General features: G+C 67.2%; 16 protein-coding genes, 1 tRNA gene and 1 other RNA gene. 6 read left to right on the top strand and 12 right to left on the bottom strand.

The genetic code is table 11. The features are described 5' to 3' along the window. Positions 1 to 32 precede the first annotated feature (32 nt). From ACT9TC_RS05535 to ffs, 4 genes are all read right to left on the bottom strand, one after another. A complete protein-coding gene (locus ACT9TC_RS05535; RefSeq protein WP_458042406.1) occupies positions 33 to 794 on the bottom strand; it encodes an HAD family hydrolase in 762 nt (253 codons plus the stop codon). 94 nt (positions 795 to 888) lie between these two features. Then, positions 889 to 2130, bottom strand: coding sequence for an acetate/propionate family kinase (locus ACT9TC_RS05540; protein ID WP_458042407.1), 1242 nt, complete (start codon positions 2128 to 2130; stop codon positions 889 to 891). Further along, positions 2127 to 4256: a phosphate acetyltransferase gene (gene pta, locus ACT9TC_RS05545; RefSeq protein ID WP_458042408.1), complete on the bottom strand. Its 2130-nt coding sequence runs from the start codon at positions 4254 to 4256 to the stop codon at positions 2127 to 2129. Before pta ends, ACT9TC_RS05540 begins: the two co-directional genes overlap by 4 nt. Before the next feature lie 25 nt (positions 4257 to 4281). Next, positions 4282 to 4378, bottom strand: an RNA gene (gene ffs, locus ACT9TC_RS05550) — signal recognition particle sRNA small type. A gap of 225 nt (positions 4379 to 4603) precedes the next feature. On the opposite strand from ffs, the gene ACT9TC_RS05555 reads away from it, so the two are divergent. The 4 genes from ACT9TC_RS05555 (at position 4604) to ACT9TC_RS05570 (ending at position 9212) form a co-directional block, all read left to right on the top strand. Further along, on the top strand, positions 4604 to 5596 hold the full coding sequence (locus tag ACT9TC_RS05555) for an AAA family ATPase (RefSeq protein ID WP_458042871.1): 993 nt from the start codon (positions 4604 to 4606) through the stop codon (positions 5594 to 5596). A gap of 14 nt (positions 5597 to 5610) precedes the next feature. Next, positions 5611 to 6843 (top strand): DUF58 domain-containing protein, encoded by a 1233-nt coding sequence (locus ACT9TC_RS05560; RefSeq protein WP_458042409.1) that lies wholly within the window; start codon positions 5611 to 5613, stop codon positions 6841 to 6843. After that, entirely contained in the window at positions 6830 to 9100 is a 2271-nt protein-coding gene (locus ACT9TC_RS05565) for a transglutaminase family protein (protein ID WP_458042410.1), read from the top strand. Before ACT9TC_RS05560 ends, ACT9TC_RS05565 begins: the two co-directional genes overlap by 14 nt. Before the next feature lie 27 nt (positions 9101 to 9127). Next, positions 9128 to 9212, top strand: a tRNA-Ser gene (locus ACT9TC_RS05570). On the opposite strand, the gene ACT9TC_RS05575 is transcribed toward ACT9TC_RS05570, so the two are convergent. The 8 genes from ACT9TC_RS05575 to ACT9TC_RS05610 form a co-directional block, all read right to left on the bottom strand. Continuing rightward, complete coding sequence (locus ACT9TC_RS05575; RefSeq protein WP_458042411.1) at positions 9186 to 9728, bottom strand: hypothetical protein; 543 nt, start codon at positions 9726 to 9728, stop codon at positions 9186 to 9188. The genes ACT9TC_RS05570 and ACT9TC_RS05575 overlap by 27 nt on opposite strands. Positions 9729 to 9808: 80 nt before the next feature. Next, complete coding sequence (locus tag ACT9TC_RS05580) at positions 9809 to 9958, bottom strand: hypothetical protein (RefSeq protein WP_458042412.1); 150 nt, start codon at positions 9956 to 9958, stop codon at positions 9809 to 9811. Beyond that, positions 9945 to 10562, bottom strand: coding sequence for a hypothetical protein (locus ACT9TC_RS05585; protein ID WP_458042413.1), 618 nt, complete (start codon positions 10560 to 10562; stop codon positions 9945 to 9947). Before ACT9TC_RS05585 ends, ACT9TC_RS05580 begins: the two co-directional genes overlap by 14 nt. A gap of 84 nt (positions 10563 to 10646) precedes the next feature. Next, complete coding sequence (locus ACT9TC_RS05590; RefSeq protein ID WP_458042414.1) at positions 10647 to 11069, bottom strand: arsenate-mycothiol transferase ArsC; 423 nt, start codon at positions 11067 to 11069, stop codon at positions 10647 to 10649. Then, entirely contained in the window at positions 11066 to 12448 is a 1383-nt protein-coding gene (locus tag ACT9TC_RS05595; RefSeq protein ID WP_458042415.1) for an FAD-dependent oxidoreductase, read from the bottom strand. Before ACT9TC_RS05595 ends, ACT9TC_RS05590 begins: the two co-directional genes overlap by 4 nt. Before the next feature lie 31 nt (positions 12449 to 12479). Further along, positions 12480 to 13451: a PstS family phosphate ABC transporter substrate-binding protein gene (locus ACT9TC_RS05600; protein WP_458042416.1), complete on the bottom strand. Its 972-nt coding sequence runs from the start codon at positions 13449 to 13451 to the stop codon at positions 12480 to 12482. A gap of 68 nt (positions 13452 to 13519) precedes the next feature. Further along, the gene (locus tag ACT9TC_RS05605; protein WP_458042417.1) at positions 13520 to 14407 is read right to left on the bottom strand and encodes a metalloregulator ArsR/SmtB family transcription factor; all 888 of its coding nucleotides are present in this window, start codon (positions 14405 to 14407) and stop codon (positions 13520 to 13522) included. Between the two features lie 45 nt (positions 14408 to 14452). Then, positions 14453 to 14818 carry a MerR family transcriptional regulator gene (locus tag ACT9TC_RS05610; RefSeq protein WP_458042872.1) on the bottom strand — a complete coding sequence of 122 codons (366 nt, stop codon included), beginning with the start codon at positions 14816 to 14818 and terminating at the stop codon, positions 14453 to 14455. 179 nt (positions 14819 to 14997) lie between these two features. Between ACT9TC_RS05610 and ACT9TC_RS05615 the strand changes: the two genes are divergently transcribed. Both ACT9TC_RS05615 and ACT9TC_RS05620 read left to right on the top strand, forming a co-directional pair. Continuing rightward, positions 14998 to 16521 (top strand): SulP family inorganic anion transporter, encoded by a 1524-nt coding sequence (locus ACT9TC_RS05615; RefSeq protein WP_458042418.1) that lies wholly within the window; start codon positions 14998 to 15000, stop codon positions 16519 to 16521. A gap of 39 nt (positions 16522 to 16560) precedes the next feature. Further along, positions 16561 to 17394, top strand: coding sequence for a hypothetical protein (locus ACT9TC_RS05620; RefSeq protein WP_458042419.1), 834 nt, complete (start codon positions 16561 to 16563; stop codon positions 17392 to 17394). The last annotated feature ends 6 nt before the right edge of the window (positions 17395 to 17400 follow it).

Genomic DNA, 17400 nt, shown 5'->3' on the forward strand with positions numbered 1-17400 from the left:
GTCGAGCAGAAAAAAGAAGAGGAGAAAACGGATCAGGGCACGAGTTCGCCGAGATCGGTGACCACGAGGTGCGCGCCGGCCTTCAACAGCTCGTCTGCTCCGACGCCGCGGTCGACCCCGATCACGAGTCCGAATCCCCCGGCGGCAGCCGACATGACGCCCGAGATCGCATCCTCGACGGCCGCGGCGCGCGCGGGTTCGACGCCGACGAGACGGGCGGCCTCGACGAAGACATCGGGTGCGGGCTTGGACGACAGGTTGTCGCGCTCGGCGATGACGCCGTCCATGACGACGGGGAAGCGATCCGTGAGACCCGCGACCTGCAGAACCTCGGTCGCGTTCTTCGAACTCGAAACAACGGCGATCGGTGTGTCGGCCGCCTGCAACGCGTCGAGAAGACGCACCGAGCCGGGGTAGGCGGTGATGCCCTCCGAGCGGAGCACTCCCGAGAACACGACGTTCTTGCGGTTGCCGATGCCGCACACCGTGTCGGCGGTCGGAGGATCGGACGGATCACCCCACGGCACCTCGACGTCGCGGCTGCGCAGGAGGCTCGCGACTCCGTCGTAGCGCTTCTTGCCGTCGAGGTATTCGAAGTAGTCCCGCTCGGTGTAGGCCGGGGTGATGTCCCACGCGGCGAAAAGCTCTTCGAACATCGTCTGCCAGGCGTGCATGTGTACTTCGGCGGTCGGCGTGAGCACGCCATCGAGGTCGAAGAGCACGGCATCGTACGCGGACAGATCGGGCAGAGCGTCGGGCACGGATCCTCCAGGCGACGAACGGGTGAGAAGCATGGCGGGTGAGAGGCATTTCGGACGACACTCGCTCTCGTCGCGATCTCAGCGTACTGGCGGTGTGCACGCCCGTGCGACACGTGTGCGAGGCAGATCAGCTGCTGACGGCCTGCATGCTCTGTCGGGCGATCTCGAGCTCTTCGTTCGTCGGCACGACGAGAACCGTCACGGGCGAGGAATCCGTTGAAATGACGCGGATTCCTCGGCTGCGTGCCGCGTTCCGCTCGGGGTCGATCTGCACGCCCGCGAAGCCGAGCGTCGCGAGTGCCTCGGCACGCACCGCCACGGAGTTCTCGCCCACGCCGGCCGTGAACGAGATGACGTCGACGCCGCCGAGTTGCGCGAGGTAGGCGCCCGCGTAGGCGCGGACCCGATGGATGTACACGTCGAACGCGAGCGCGGCCGCCGAGTCCCCGGCATCTCGACGTGCCACGAGGTCGCGCATGTCGCTCACACCCGCGAGACCTCGGAGGCCGCTGCGCCGGTTGAGGAGATCGTCGAGGTCGTCGATGCTCTGTCCGGCGCGCCGAGCCAGGTGGATCAGCACGGCGGGATCGAGGTCGCCCGAGCGGGTTCCCATCACGAGTCCCTCCAGCGGCGTCAGGCCCATCGAGGTGTCGACCGAACGACCCCCGCGGATCGCCGTGACCGATGCGCCATTGCCGAGGTGGAAGACGATCTGGCGCAGATCCGCGAGATCTCGTCCGACGAAGTGCGCCGCCGCCTCGCTCACGAACTTGTGCGACGTGCCGTGGAACCCGTAGCGGCGGACACGATGCGCTTCCGCCAGGTCGCGGTCGATGGCGTACGTGTACGCGGCCGGCGCGAGCGTCTGGTGGAAAGCGGTGTCGAAGACGGCGACGTGCGGGATGTCGGGAAAGGCCTGCTTCGCGGCGCGGATACCCTGCAGGTTCGCGGGATTGTGCAGCGGCGCGAGCACCGACAACTCGTCGATGTTGATCTCGACCAGCGGAGTGATCAGCGTCGGCTCGTAGAACCGCGCCCCGCCGTGCACGACGCGGTGCCCGACGGCGACCGGAGGCTTGTCGCTGAGGGAGGGACCGTTCTGAGCAAACGCCTCGAGCATCACGGCGAAACCGACCGTGTGATCCGGGATCGGCAGCTCACGGTCGTAGGTGGCCTCGAGCACAGTCGGCGCCGGCTCACCCTCGCGCGCGTGGCCGAAGCCCGCGGCCGAGACTGTGTGGCTCGCGCTGCCCAGGTCCTCGCCGATGCGCTCGACGAGACCGGAGGCGAGCACGTCCTCGGTCGCGACATCGATCAGCTGGTACTTGAAGGACGACGATCCGCTGTTGACGACGAGGATGGCGCTCATGCGTCGGTCTCTCCCTGCGCCTGAATTGCGGTGATGGCGATCGTGTTCACGATGTCTTCGACCAGGGCCCCACGGGAGAGATCGTTGATGGGCTTGTTCAGGCCCTGCAGCACGGGCCCGATGGCTATCGCGCCCGCGGAGCGCTGCACGGCCTTGTAGGTGTTGTTGCCGGTGTTGAGGTCGGGGAAGATGAAGACGGTGGCGCGGCCCGCGACATCCGATCCCGGCATCTTCGCAGCGGCCACCGCGGCGTCGGCGGCCGCGTCGTACTGAATCGGTCCCTCGACAGCGAGCTGCGGCGCCCGCTCCCGGACGAGGTCAGTCGCGACGCGGACCTTCTCCACATCGGCCCCCGAGCCGGACGTCCCTGTCGAATACGACAGCATCGCTACCCGCGGCTCGATACCGAACTGCTCGGCGGTCGCGGCAGACGAGATCGCGATGTCGGCCAGCTGCTCGCTCGTCGGATCGGGGATCACGGCGCAATCACCGTAAACGAGCACACGGTCGGCGAGCGCCATGAGGAACACGCTCGAGACGACAGACACCCCCGCCTTCGTCTTGATGATCTCGAAGGCGGGACGGATGGTGTGTGCCGTCGTGTGCGCGGCGCCCGAGACCATGCCGTCGGCCATCCCGAGGTGGACCATCATCGTGCCGAAGTACGAGCCATCCGTCACCGTGTCCGCCGCCTGGGCGTATGTCACGCCCTTGTGTGAGCGCAGGCGCGTGTACTCTTCGGCGAATCGGTGCACGTGGACCGCGTCGAAGGGGCTCAGCACCTCGGCGGCCCGGATGTCGATTCCCAGCTCGATGGCGCGGTTTCGCACCTCGATCTCTTCGCCGAGGATCGTGAGGTCGGCGATACCGCGCGCGAGCACGCGCGCGGCGGCGCGCAGCACCCGGTCGTCCTCTCCCTCGGGCAGGACGATGCGGCGGCGGTCGGAGCGTGCCCGCTCGACGAGTTGGAACTCGAACATCAGCGGCGTGACGACCGTGGCCCGAGCAACGCCGATCGCGCGCAGCAGCTCGGTCGTATCGACGTGCGTCTCGAACAGCGACAGCGCCGTGTCGTAGCGCCGCTGCGAATCGGCCGCGAGGCGACCGCGCGTGTTCATGATGCGGACGGCGGTGTCGTAGGTGCCGAGGTCTGTCGTGATGATCGGGAGCGTCGACCCGAGTCCGTCGATCAGGCGCATGATCGGGTCCGGCAGGTCGAAACCACCGTTCAGGACGATGCCCGAAATCGAGGGGAAGGTGCCCGACGCGTTCGCGAGCAGGGCGGCGAGCAGCACCTCGGAGCGATCTGCGGGGATGACCACGACAGCCCCCTCGAACAGGCGCGGCAGCACGTTGACCATCGACATCCCCGCGACGACGACGCCGAGCGCCTCGCGCGTCAGGAGATCGGGGTCACCCGTCAGGAGCGTGCCGTCGACCGAGCGCATGATGCCGCGGATGGACGGAGCAACGAGGAACTTATCCTCGGGGATCGCCCACACCGGAACGCCCGCACTGCCGTGCGCCGCCACGGTCCGCCGCAGCGTTGCCACGGTCTCGCCGAGGCGATCGGAATCGGCACGGTTCGCGACCACGGCGAAGAGCTCGGCCCGGCCGTGTGCTAACTCGACGAGCGCGAGGTCGGCGATCTGGCCCACCTCGTCCGGGGTGCGGGCGATCGAGGAGCCGAGCTGTTCGCTCTGCCCCTGACCCGCTCGTCCGCCGAGCACCAGCAGCACCGGGGCCCCCAGGTTCGCCGCGATGCGCGCGTTGAAGGCGAGCTCGGCGGGGCTTCCGACATCCGTGTAGTCGCTGCCGAGGATCACGACGGCATCGCACTGCGCCTCGACCGCCTTGAAACGCTCGACGATCGCACCCAACGCACCCTCGGGATCGGCCCGGACGTCGTCGTACGTGACCCCGATGCACTCGTCGTACGTCAGCTCGACACCGTCGTGTTCGAGCAGCATTTCGAGCACGTAATCGCGTTCGAGCGTCGAGCGCGCGATCGCTCGGAAGACACCGACCCGCGCCATCGCGTGGCTCAGCGTGTCGAGCACCCCCAACGCGATGGAGGACTTGCCCGAATGACCCTCTGCGGACGTGATGAAGATGCTCTGCGCCACGTCGTCCAGCCTAGGCGCCTGGAAAGAGTAAGACTCTCCGCGCACCCGGCAGAGCCTGGTTACCCTTGCTACGTTTCCGTCCTGGGGGAGTTGGCCTGGATACCGCCGCGCGGAGAGCTGCCCCCAGTCTAACCATCCCTCCCCCGCCGTCGAGAACGAGTGGGCCCCTTCACCGGGGGATCCACTCGGAGTCAGTCAACTCCCGGCCGCCCTGCACGCCACCGGGGTTACGATTGGGTAACGCGGGGTCGATGTCGCCCCCTCCACCCGACGACGATCCAGGGGGTCGCATGCCGGATTCACCCGCACCTGCCGAGCTGCTCGACGGGGCCGACCTGCGGCGCAGGATGTCCCCCGCTCCTCCCATACCCATGGATGCGGAGAGGTTCTCGGAGCTCACCCGCGCGATCGGTTCATCCGTCTCGAGCGTGATCGATGGCAAGCCCGCGGCTGTGCGCACAGCCCTCGTGGCCCTGCTCGCCGAGGGACACCTGCTGATCGAGGATGTCCCGGGAGTTGGTAAGACGATGCTCGCGAAGGCTTTAGCGGCATCCGTGGACGCGAGCGTGAGGCGCATCCAGTTCACCCCGGACCTGCTTCCCGGTGACGTGACCGGTGTGTCGGTGTACGACCCGGCCGAGCGTGAGTTCGAGTTCAAGTCCGGCGCGATCTTCGCGCACATCGTCATCGCCGATGAGATCAACCGCTCGTCGCCCAAGACCCAGTCCGCGCTGCTCGAGGCGATGGAAGAGGGTCAGGTCACCGTGGATGGCCGGACGCATCCGCTGCCCGACCCGTTCCTCGTGGTGGCCACGCAGAATCCGCTCGAGATGGAGGGCACCTACGCCCTGCCCGAAGCACAGCGCGACCGGTTCATGATCCGGATCTCGATGGGGTACCCCGATGCCGCGTCCGAGGCGCTGATGCTGCGCCAGCGCGATACCGTCAATCCGCTCGAAGCCCTGCAACCCGTCGTGACCACCTCCGAGGTGTCGCGCATGATCGCGTTCGCGCGCAGCGTTCACGTCTCGCCCTCGGTCGGGGAGTACGCCGTGGCGCTCTCGCAGGCCACGCGATCGCACCCCGAATTGCGGCTCGGTGCGAGCCCGCGTGCGACGCTCCAGCTCGTGCGTGCCGCCAAAGTGTGGGCGGCGCTGGATGCCCGCAACTTCGTCATCCCCGATGATCTGATCGCGCTGCTCCAACCGGTCTTCGCGCATCGCCTCATCCCGACGCGCAGCGTCACGGGTGCACGCGCGCGGGGCGGCACGGACACGGTCGCGGCTGTCATCGACCGCATCGCCGCCACGGTTCGGGTACCGGTCGCGGCCCACTCATGAGGCGCGGCTGGCCCTTGACCCTGCGCGGTACGGGTGCGTTAGCGCTCGCGATCGCCAGCTTCGCCCTGGCCGGCGAACTCGGCATCGTGGAGTTGATGTACATCGGATGCCTGCTGGTCGCGCTGCTCGTGGCCGGCTTCGTGGTTCTGCACGTCGGGCGCCGAGTCGGCCAGGCCGAGCGCACCCTCCGCCCGGATGTCGTGCCGGTCGGGTCGTCGACCCGGGTACGCGCCCATGTGACGATGCGGAGCGTTTCACCCTTCGGCACGATCCACTGGTCGGATGGCCTCCCCGACGCACTCGAAGGCGAGGCACGAGGGGAAGCATCGGGGTTCGCGACCCGCGCCGCGGGGATCGATCAGCCGCTCGACCTCGCCTACACCGCGCGTGCAGTACGGCGAGGCGTCTGGAGCATCGGTCCTCTGACTCTGCGTACGACGGACCCCTTCGGTCTCGTCCGCCGCAGGCACACACCGGTCGGCGACACCCGGATCGTGGCGGTGCCCGCCGCCATCCCGCTCCCCCATGTGGCGATCTCGGCGGGCGAAGCCGGCGGCGCGTTGCATGCCTCGACGGACCAGTTGGGGCAAGGGGCCGACAACCTGATTGCGCGCCCCTACGCTCCGGGGGACTCGATGCGTCGCATCCACTGGCGAGCAACGGCTCACCGCGACACCCTGATGGTGCGGCAAGAAGAGCAGGAGTCGACTCCGGCCGCAACCGTACTGCTCGACCTCGGCGCGCCACGGTGGGATGCCTCCGCTCGACACGACACCGGAGTGGATCCCGCGTTCGAAGCGGCGCTCTCGACCTGCGTCTCGATCGTCCTGCGTTTTGCCCGGGACGGCTACCAGGTCGTCGTTTCCGACACCGATGGCACACCCCTGTGCGAGCCCCTGCCGGGAATCGACGCGCCCGAGGATGTCGAACAGATGTTGCTGCGGTTCGCATCCCTCGTCTCTCGCCGCGACGACACGCTGCCGGGTCTCGCGCAGCGCTACGCGGGCGCTGAGGCAGGTCCGCTCGTATTGATCACGGGCGTCCTGCGTCTTCAGGACGCCGATGTCCTGGCGCCACTGGCCCACCACTCGAGCCTTCCCATCCTGCTCGCCGCCAGCCCGTCCGCGGATGCGCTCGAGCGCGCCACACAGGCCGGGTGGCGGACCGCCGCGATCGGCCCCGACGTGGATCTGTCCGACGTGTGGTCAGATGTTGCCGACCGCGGAGCGCACCATGTCTTCGCCTAAGCGCCGGTCGCGATCGCGGCCGTCTGCGGGCCTCGCGATTGCGGTGCTGGTCGGGGTGTCGACAGCGCTTCTGCCCCTCCTCCGCGTTGTCGAACCGGGTGCCTGGCTCGTCGGAGCCTTCGCGATCATCGCCCTGGTGCTCGCCGCGGGATATGTCGCACGGCGCTTTGGCCTGCCGCCCCTCACCGTGAGTCTGATCGGCATCGGTGTCTGGGTCGTCACCGTCAGCGTCGTGTTCTTCCGGAGTTCCGCCCTGTTCGGTGTCATCCCGATGCCCGCGACATTCCGCGACATTCCGCTTCTCGTCGATGCGGCGATGACTCAGGTGCGAGACGGCGCCGCGCCCTTGGACGCGGGCGTGGCCCTGTCGTTCCTGATCGTTGCTGCGGCCGGACTCCTCGCGATCGCGATCGATCACGTCGTCGTCTCGGCGCGGATGCCGCTGCTCGCCGCCGTGGCGTTGATCACCATCTATCTCATCCCCGCCATCGCGGTGCCCCGAAGCGTCGACATCGGGACCTTCATCGCCTTCGCCGCGGGCCTGATGCTGTTGCTCGGCGGAGAAACCGCAACCCGAGACCGCGGCGGCAACGGCAATGGCGACGGCGATCGCGCCCGGGCCGAAGGAACGCGGCGCGGCACGGCCGTCACGGCCGTCGGCGTCGGAGCGGCGGCTCTCGTCGTGGCGATCGTCGCGACACCCGCACTGCCCGCACCGGTACCCGGTGGCACGAGCATCGTCGCCATTCGCGGCAATACGATCGACCCGTCCCTCGACCTCGGCCGCGACCTCCGGCGCCCGGCAGACACCGCGGTGCTGCAGGTGCGCAGCGATGCACCGACCCCGCCATACCTGCGCGCCGTGACCTTGTCGCGCTTCGACGGCGACGAGTGGAAGCCGGACCGGGGCATCGGCACATCGGTCGACGAGGAGTTCGAGCCGCTTGTCGTCGACTCGGATATCCCCATCGCCGAGTACACCGCGACCGTGCAGGTCGTGAACTACGTGAGCCCCTGGCTGCCGGTGCCTTACCCGGCGGTGAGCGTCGACGGCCTCGAGGGTGACTGGTCGGTGCTCCCGCAGAATCGGACCGTCATCTCGCGCTCCTCGTCGCCGCAGGGGCAGGAGTACGAGATCACATACGATGTGCCCCGCCCGTCCGCTGAACGCATCCGCTCGTCCGAAGCCGCTCTGGGGTCGGATTCGTCGATGCTCGACCTGCCCGAGAACGACCCCGCGGTCGCCGCGATCCGCGAGCAGGCCCTCGCTGTGACATCCGCGACGAGTAGCGACTACGACGCCCTGGTAGCGCTGCAGCGGTGGTTCCGCGGTCTCGAATTCGAGTATTCGCTCAACGCACCCGTCCGTGCCGGATTCGATGGCACGGGACTCGAGGCGGTCCAGGAGTTCCTCGCCGTGAAGAGCGGCTACTGCGTGCACTTCGCCTCGGCGTTCGCGATCATGGCGCGGACTCTCGGCATGCCCGCACGCATCGTCGTCGGGTACCTGCCCGGGACGGCGACGACCGATTCGATCGACGACGAGACCGTGTACGAGGTGTACAGCTCTCAGCTGCACTCGTGGCCCGAGGTCTACTTCGAGGGCATCGGGTGGATTCCCTTCGAGCCGACGAAGAGCCTCGGCGTGCCGACGGCGTTCGCCTCGTCCACGATCCCGGGCACGGCCGACGGTCTGACCGAAGAGACGGCGCCACTCGCGCCCGAGGCCCCGTCCGCATCGCTGCCGCCCGACCAAACCGATGGGCTGGACGAGACCGGTGCCGCAGCCGGGGACACCACCGTGGGCGCCGGCCCGTCCATCGTTCTGGTCCTTGCGGTGTTCGCGGCTTCCGCGTTGCCCGGTCTGTGGCGTGCGATCCGTCGGCGGCACCGGCTGATCGTGGCACACACCGGCGATGCCCCAGCGGCGTGGGCCGAGGCATCCGACACGGCGGCGGATCTGGGCATCGCTTTGCCTCGTGGAGAGTCACCCCGCGTGCTCGGGCGGCGGCTGGTCGACGAGCACGGCGCGGATGCCGCGTCGATGGCTGTGCTGGTCGCAGCGATCGAGCATTCGAGCTATGCGCCAACGGGATCGGCGAGCGAGCGTCGATCGGGTGAGCCGCTCGACGATGCCGTCAGAGCCGTTCGCGGAGGGATGATCGCGGCCTCGGACAGGCGCACGCGCTGGTCTGCAGCCCTCGTGCCCAAGTCGCTGTTCGGGCGGCGGGGGGCAGAGGCCCGGGTGACAGGATAGGATGGTCGGCGGCCCGCGAGGGCCCCAGGAGGATTCGCCTAGTGGCCTATGGCGCACGCTTGGAAAGCGTGTTGAGTGAAAGCTCTCAGGGGTTCGAATCCCCTATCCTCCGCCCTGAAGTCCCCAGATCTGTTGGTTCGCCCAGTCCGCCTGAGAGCATCGGGCGGGGAAGTCCAGCGGAGTCGTCGTCGCGCGATTGGCGCTCTGCCTCGTCGATCCATTCTCGGCGTAGGCGATCGAGAATGCGCCTATCCGCCTTGTTCGCGCGCGCACGCTCTGGCAGCAATTCGAACACCTGCGCCATGTACCCCGGAATGAGGGCACGCTCCGCCGCCGACGCGGTGAAGAGAATCGCGATTGCAGCGGCAGGGTCGACGCCTTCCTTGAGAAGGGCCAATAGTTCTCGAGCGTCTTTCTGGCCCTTCTCGGTGTCTGGCCGGTCGAGGAGGGCGGCCATCTTGGTCACAACATGTGCTTCGAGCGTCAGCAGGAACCATCCTTTGATCACGCCCGCGTCCGTGAATCGAGCGAGTTCCTCGACGCGAAGGAGGAGTTTGTCACCCAACTGAGATTCGTAGGGGATGTACGCATCGATGTGAACGCCGTCCACAGTTCCGCGAGCATTCATGCCGCCACTGTGATGTCGGTTCTCGCTGTAGTCGTCGAGTTTCTCCCGGAGCGCGCTTCGCAATGCGAGATCGTTGATGATCAGATCGATAACTCGGCTGATGTCGCCGCCGACGCGGAGGTTCGTTGCCCCCCCCCGATGAGGATGGACGGATCGAGTTCGTAGCCCACATAGTCGAGCAGGTTGTGCAACCGTTCGAGTTCCTCGGGCTCCACATCACTCGTCGGCATACCCGGGCTGCTCCCGGTCTGTGTCTCGGAGGTATCGTCGCCAGAGCGCCTTCCGAAACTCCTCCGACTGCCATCCCGGAGTGGCGAACAAGTCTGCGCAGGTTTGGGCCAGGCTAGCGAAACCACTCGTCCACTCTCGCTGGGCGCGTTCATCCATCTTGACGAGGCGAACCTCTTCGCCCGGCTCGAGATGCTCTGCCCACCCTGTCCCGCTCACATAGATCAACCGCTGACCCCTGTCCGCGATGTTGTTCCATCCGTCGAGATACACGATCGCGGCGTCTGCGCCGCCGAGAGCGTACGGTCCGTCTGTCGACGCCAGGTCGGGACGGATGGCATCAACGGTCGTGAGGGCGACAGTGTCGGCCGCGACGTTCCGCCATGCAACGAGTAACGTCAGCACCTTCTCGGGATTGACCGTGGACAGACCACCGCGAGGGTGCTGCGTGACGGCGCCGATATCCGCGAGCCGCTGGATAGCGTAATGCGCGGCGGCAGGAGGGACTCCTGCCGCGAAGGCGATATCGCCGATGTTCGCCCACGTGCGCCGTCCGCTCAATGCAGCATCGCTCAACGCGCGCCACACCAACTCGTTGCCCTTCATGGGCTCTATCGCTTCATCGATGAATTTTCTTGTAAATACGTTTCCTAATTTTCTCGTAAGTACGTTGACGACTGAGAGCGGGAACTAACGCGCAGTGGTCAGCTCGGCTGCGAGCTTGCGCACCTGCGCTGCAACCGCGTCGCGCATCCCGCGCACACCATCCAGGTCCCACTCCTCGGGGTTCGGGAACTCCCACTCGACCAATCGGCCCGCGACGGGCGCGGGCAGCGCGAGTCCGGGCTTCATCGTCACCACGACGTCGGCGCTCGCGAGATCATCCTCGGTGACGAGACGCGGACGAGCAGCGGATGTGTCGGCACCCAGTTCGTTCAGCGACTCCGCGACGACGGGGTTGATCTCGGCGGCGGGCTTGAGGCCCGCGCTCGTGGAGACGAACTGACCCGGCGCTATGAGGTCGAGCAGATGCGCGCCGAGCTGCGAGCGGCCCGCGTTGTGCTGGCAGATGAAAAGAACCGTGGGCTTGGCGGGGATGGATTCCGTGGTCATGCGCTTACTCCGATGGTGTTGTGTGCTCGCGACCAGGCCTGTGTGGCAACCTGGACCGCATCCCAGGGCGAGCCGAGGGGCGGGGTGTAGGAGAGATCGAGGTCGCTGATCTGCTCGACCGAGAGCCCGGCGAACAGGGCGGTCGCGTAGGTGTCGACGCGCTTGGCGGTCTCGGTGCCGAGACGCCCGACGAGCTGTGCGCCGAGCAGCAGGCCCGACTCGGTGTCGCCCGTGATGCGGATGTCGATCGGTTGGGCGCCCGGGTAGTACCGCTTGTGATCGTCGGCCGCGATCTGAGTGGTGGCGGACGCGAAGCCGGCCGCCACGGCCTCCTGCTCGCGCAGACCCGTGCGCGCCGCCACGACGTCGAACACCTTGACCACCTGGGTGCCGACCGAGCCCGCGAAACGCGCCAGCCCGCCGACGGCGTTCTCACCGGCGACGCGTCCTTGCTTATGCGCGGTCGTGCCGAGCGGCAGATAGGTCACGCCGAGCAAGCGGTGGTGCGTAACGACACCGTCGCCCGCAGCGTAGACGTGCGGGAGGCCGGTGCGCATCTGCTCGTCCACGACGACCGCGCGCCCGGCGCCGAGCTGCGCACCTGCCTCTTCGAGAAGCGACGTATTGGGGCGGACTCCGACGACGGCAAGGACCAGGTCGGCGGTGTGCGACACCGTTTGACCGAGGTGCTCGGCGTGCACGACGAGCCCCGCATCCGTCTTCTCCACGGCCTGCACCCGGGTGTTCGTGTGCACCTCGACGCCGTGCCCGAGAAGCTCCGCGTGGACCGTGGACGCAAGCTCGGGATCGAGAGTCGACAGCACCTCGGGCCCGCGTTGCAGCTGGATGACCCGCATACCGCGAGCGCGGAAACCCTCGGCCATCTCGAGGCCGACGTAGCCGGCGCCGATGATGATCGCGGTCCGCGGGTCACGCTCGGCGAGATGGGCGTCCAGGGCGAAGGTGTCACCCATCGAGTGGATGACGTGAACGCCGTCTGCAGGCCCGAGCGTCCCGAGCCCCACTATGCCGGCGTAAGTCGGAAGCGCGCCCGTGCCGACGATCAGCTCGTCGTACGGGATCTCGGATTCTCCGCCCTGATCGCGGACGGTCAACCGCTGCGCGCCCGCATCGATCCGGGTCGCGAGAGTGTTCAGCCGCAGTCGCATCCCGGTCGCCTCGAGATCCGCGTGCGTCCGGTGCGCGAGCGACTGCCAGGGCCGCACGTCGCCCGAGAAGTAGTAGGGGATGCCGCAGATCGAGTAGTTCGGATACTCATCAGCGACGACGACGGTCACGTCGACCGAGGGGTCGAGTTCTCGGGCACGGAGCGCCGCGGAGATTCCCGCGTCGCTTCCGCCGATGGCGACAATGTGCATGTTGTGTTCCTGTTCAGCGGAGTGTGGCGTTTCAGCGGAGTGAGGCGAGTTCGTCTTGGGCGAGGGTGATCTGGTCGTCGGTGAGCGGCACGACGAGCGCGCGTTCCGCGATATCGGCCGAGTTCTCGACCGTGAAGTCAACGAACGCCTTGACCTGCGGCTTGTCGGCGTACGCAGCATTGTCGACGTAGATGAACAGGGGTCGACTGAGCGGCGTATAGCTGCCGTCCTGCACGGTATCGGTGGTCGGCGCGACTCCGTCCACGGATGCGGCAGCGATGAGGCCCTCGTTCTCTTCGACGTAGCTGAGGCCGAGGAACCCGATGCCGCCGAGCTCTCGCCGTACGCCCTCCACCGTCGCGTTGTCGTCTTCGGAGGCGCTGTAGTCCATCCGGAGTGCGCCTTCTTCGCCATTGACGGCCTCGCTGAAGTAGTCGAATGTGCCGGAGTCGCCGCCGGCGCCGAAGAGAATCAGGGGCTCATCCGGAAAGTCGGGATCGACCTGGTTCCAGTTCGTGATCTCACCCTCGGAGTCGGGCGCCCACATCGTGGCGAGTTGCTCGAGCGTGAGATCCGTGGCCCAGTCGTTCTCAGGGTTGATGACGACCGACAAACCATCGTTGGCGACGATGATTTCGGTGAACTCGACGCCGGCCTCTTTGCACGCGGCTAGCTCGTCGTCCGAGATCGCACGAGACGCGTTCGAGATGTCGGTCTCGCCATCGCAGAACGCCCGGAAGCCGGCCGACGTGCCGGAAATCGTCTCGACCACATCGACGTCGGGCTCCACCGCCTCGAACAAGTACGAGGCGGCGTCGATGAATGGCGCCACGGTCGATGACCCATCGGTGACGACAGCGCCTTCGAGACTGCCCGTCGAATCGGCTTCCGTTGGCCCCGCGCACGCACTCAGCGCGAGCGCGCTCGTCACAACCGCGGCCGCAACGGCGACGGCCCGAAGGCGTCGGGTCGGGAACAGGTGCTGGGGTGATACGCGGTTCATGATGTCTCGCTTTCCTCACTCAAAAGCATAGACCCACATCTATGAATACAACAGACCGCACGTGCGGATCAGGACGGCACGAGCTCCGCCAGCAGATCTCGAACCCGCACCTCGATGTCGTCGCGGATGACCCGCACGGTCTCGAGTGACTTGCCGACCGGATCCTCGAGGTCCCAGTCGAGGTAACGCCGACCGGGGTAGACAGGACAGGCATCCCCGCATCCCATCGTCACGACGACATCCGCCGCACGCACGGCTTCGTCGGTGAGCGGCTTGGGGAATTCGCCGCCGAGGGAAATCCCGATCTCGTCGAGCGCAGCGACGACGGTGGTGCGCACGCCACTGACGGGCGCTGAACCCGCGGTACGCACCAACACCCGATTGCCCGCGAGCTGACGAAGGATGCCCGCCGCGATCTGCGATCGTCCCGCATTCTCGACACACACGAACAGGACTTCCGGAGCATCCGCAGGGGACGTCTTCGATCGGGCGAGCGCGTCGAGCCTCCCGGTCGCGAAATCGGCGGTGCGTGACCCGGTCAGCGTGGTGGGGTTGCTCGCCGACAGCAGCTCGTGGCTCTCGGTCACGTATCGCTCGATCGTCTCGCGACCGAACGTGCCGCGATATCGCTCGGCGAGACGGGAGACGATGCGGGGCAGGTCGAGCTCGAGCCGCTCCCCCGAGGTGTCGTCGCCGAGGAGCGCGTCAACCCGCTCCGCGTTCCGCGGGTCGATCGAGTACCAGACTCGACGCCCCTCGGGCTCGCGCACGAGGATCCCTCGAGCCGCCAGCTCCTTCATGTGATGACTCACCGTCGGCTGACGAAGGCCGAGCGATTCCGCGAGCCGCCCGACAAGCGCCCGCCCATCCGGGGACTCGCGGATAAGGCGCACGATCCGGGCACGGGTGGGATCGCCGAGAATCGTCCATTCCTCGGAACCATCGCCCACACTCATAGACCGAAGTCTATGCGCCACCCTCAGGCACGCGGCGGCGAACGGCTACTGAGAGCGCTCGACCGACGCCAACTGGTGCAGGAACTCTTCGGCCATCGCCACCTGTTCGACCAGCTTCTGCCGCCGAGTCTCAGCCGCTCCGCGGATCTCCCGGATCGTGGCGAGATGCTCGACGGATGCGGGGTCGCGGGCGAGTTCGCCGAACGCGGCGAGCACCGTCCGCATCTCGTCCAGCGAGTAGCCGAGCGGCTTCATCCGCCGCACGAGCATGAGGCGCGCGACATCGTCCTCGGCATACAACCGGAATCCACCCTCCGTGCGACCGGACGGGATCACCAGACCGATCTCGTCATAGTGACGCAGCGTCCGCAGCGACAACGACGTGCGCTCGGCGACCTCACCGATATGCATGTGTCCCGTGCTGCTCACATCACTCCTCGAAAGTGGGATTCGCGGTCAAACCTGACGTTACGGTAAAGTCACCGCGGGCGCTCATCGAGCACTCGCATCCCATCCTCTCAGGTCGACACCCTCGGCCTCGGCGCAATGGCGCGCCCAATCCCCCGCCACCCTCCCCGTTCAGGAGCGCCATGACCGACGTCATCCCCATCCAAGATCCCAAATCCCGCTACCGCATCGAACCCACGGTCATGCAGGCCCTTCGGAGCCCACGCATCCTCACCCGTGAGGTCCTCGCGGGACTCGTCGTCGCGATCGCCCTGATCCCCGAGGCGATCGCGTTCTCGCTCATCGCGGGCGTCGACCCCCGTGTCGGCCTGTACTCGTCCTTCGTGATGGCCGTGGCGATCGCGTTCCTCGGTGGGCGGCCCGCGATGATCACGGCCGCCACCGGCGCGATCGCGCTCGTCATCGCGCCCGTTGCCCGCGAGTACGGCATGGACTACTTCATCGCCACCGTGCTGCTCGGCGGAGTCATCCAGATCGCGCTGGCCGCCCTCGGTGTGGCGAAGCTCATGCGATTCATCCCCCGTTCGGTCATGGTGGGATTCGTCAACGCCCTCGCGATCCTCATCTTCACCTCACAGTTCCCCCAGCTGATCGACGTGCCCTGGCTCGTCTACCCGCTCGTCGTCATCGGGCTCCTGATCATGTATCTGATGCCCCTCTGGACGAAAGTCATCCCCGCACCGCTCATCGCGATCATCCTGCTCACAGCCGCCGCCGTCGTTTTCGGCCTCAACGTGCCCAATGTCGGCGGCGAAGGGGAACTGCCCCAGAGCCTGCCCGAGCTGTTCATCCCGAACGTGCCGCTGAATCTCGAGACGCTCGGCATCATCGCCCCCTACGCCGCAGCGATGGCGGTCGTCGGACTACTCGAGTCACTCATGACCGCGAAGCTCGTCGACGAAATCACCGACACCCACTCCCGCAAGACCCGCGAGGCCTTCGGTCAGGGCGCAGCGAACATCCTCTCCGGAGCGTTCGGGGGAATGGGCGGTTGCGCGATGATCGGCCAGACCATGATCAACGTCAAGGCATCCGGCGCACGCACCCGCATCTCCACCTTCCTCGCCGGCGTCTTCCTGCTGGTCCTCGTCCTGGCACTCGGTGATGTCGTCGCGGTCATCCCGATGGCCGCCCTCGTCGCCGTGATGATCGTCGTCGCCGTCGCAACGTTCGACTGGCACAGCATCCGCCTCGCGACATTGAAGCGGATGCCGAAAAGCGAAACGGCCGTCATGCTCATCACCGTCATCATCACTGTCTGGACCCACAACCTCGCGATCGGCGTCGGCGCGGGCGTCCTTGCCGCGATGGTCCTGTTCGCCCGACGCGTCGCGCACTTCGTCTCGGTTACCCGCGAAATCGACCGCGCGGCATCCGTCCCCACGGTCCGCTACACCGTGAATGGCGAGCTGTTCTTCGCCTCGAGCAACGACCTCACGACCCAGTTCGAATACACGCACGACCCCGAGCGTGTCATCATCGACATGTCCAACTCGCACATCTGGGACGCATCGACCGTCGCCGCACTCGACGCGATCGTGACGAAGTACGAGCACCAGGGCAAGCGCGTCATTCTCGAGGGCATGAACGAAGCCACATCGCTCATGCACGGACGCCTGAGCGGTGGCCTCGGCGGCGGGCACTAGGGGCACGGCGCTGGGCCTCTCCGCATCTATGGTGTGGGGATGGACCCTGCCGACGCCACCGATGCCGAGGGGCCCGACAACAACCGGCGCTTCGGGCGCCGCTGGGCCATCGCGCTCGCGGGAGTCGCCCTCATCGCGGCCGCGTTGGGCACGGTGCATGTCATCGCCTGGCGGGCTTTCGACGATGCGGCATCGACCGCCGAGGATCTCGTCGACAGCGGCGCGCGCGCCGGACTCGCGACGGCGGCCAACGTAGCGGCGGGGGTTATGGACCTAGCGACGGAGACATTGGCGGAAGTCCCGGATCGACCCGACACGCGCAAGCCGCTGTGGACTTGGGATCTCGCCGCGGCCTCGTCACGTCTTGTGGACGACTCGGCGGCGCTCGACGTTTTCACCGTGGGGCTAGACGCCGTGACCGCCGAGCTGGAGACCACGACGGAAGACTTGCAGAATTCGGCGTTGACCCTCTACGCCTCGGTGCCCGCAGCCGCCCAGACGATGCTCGGTTCGGGAGCCGAGCTTGCCTTCACCGCCTACGCAACCGCCGCCCACAGCCTGAAAACATCTCAGCAGGCCGAACTCGCCGAAAAGGCCGGCCCGCTGCTCACCACGCGACTAGCGATCGAGGGGTACGCCCACCCACGAAGTGGGACACGCGATCACCTCGAAATGCAGCGATCTGTTCGACTCGTCCGACCGCGACGCGAACGAGGCGTGGGCGACGGCGTGGGCAATCAGCATGGGGCACACTGCTCTCGGCAGCGGCGTGCAGGCGTACGGCTACCCGCCGGCGTCGCTGATCGAGACGGCTGCCACCTGCCGTTGAGCGGCCGCGTCCGCAGTCGCAAGAACCTCGCCTTGACCGGCTGACAGACT

The sequence above is a fragment of the Microbacterium sp. HM-570 genome, from assembly GCF_054165885.1.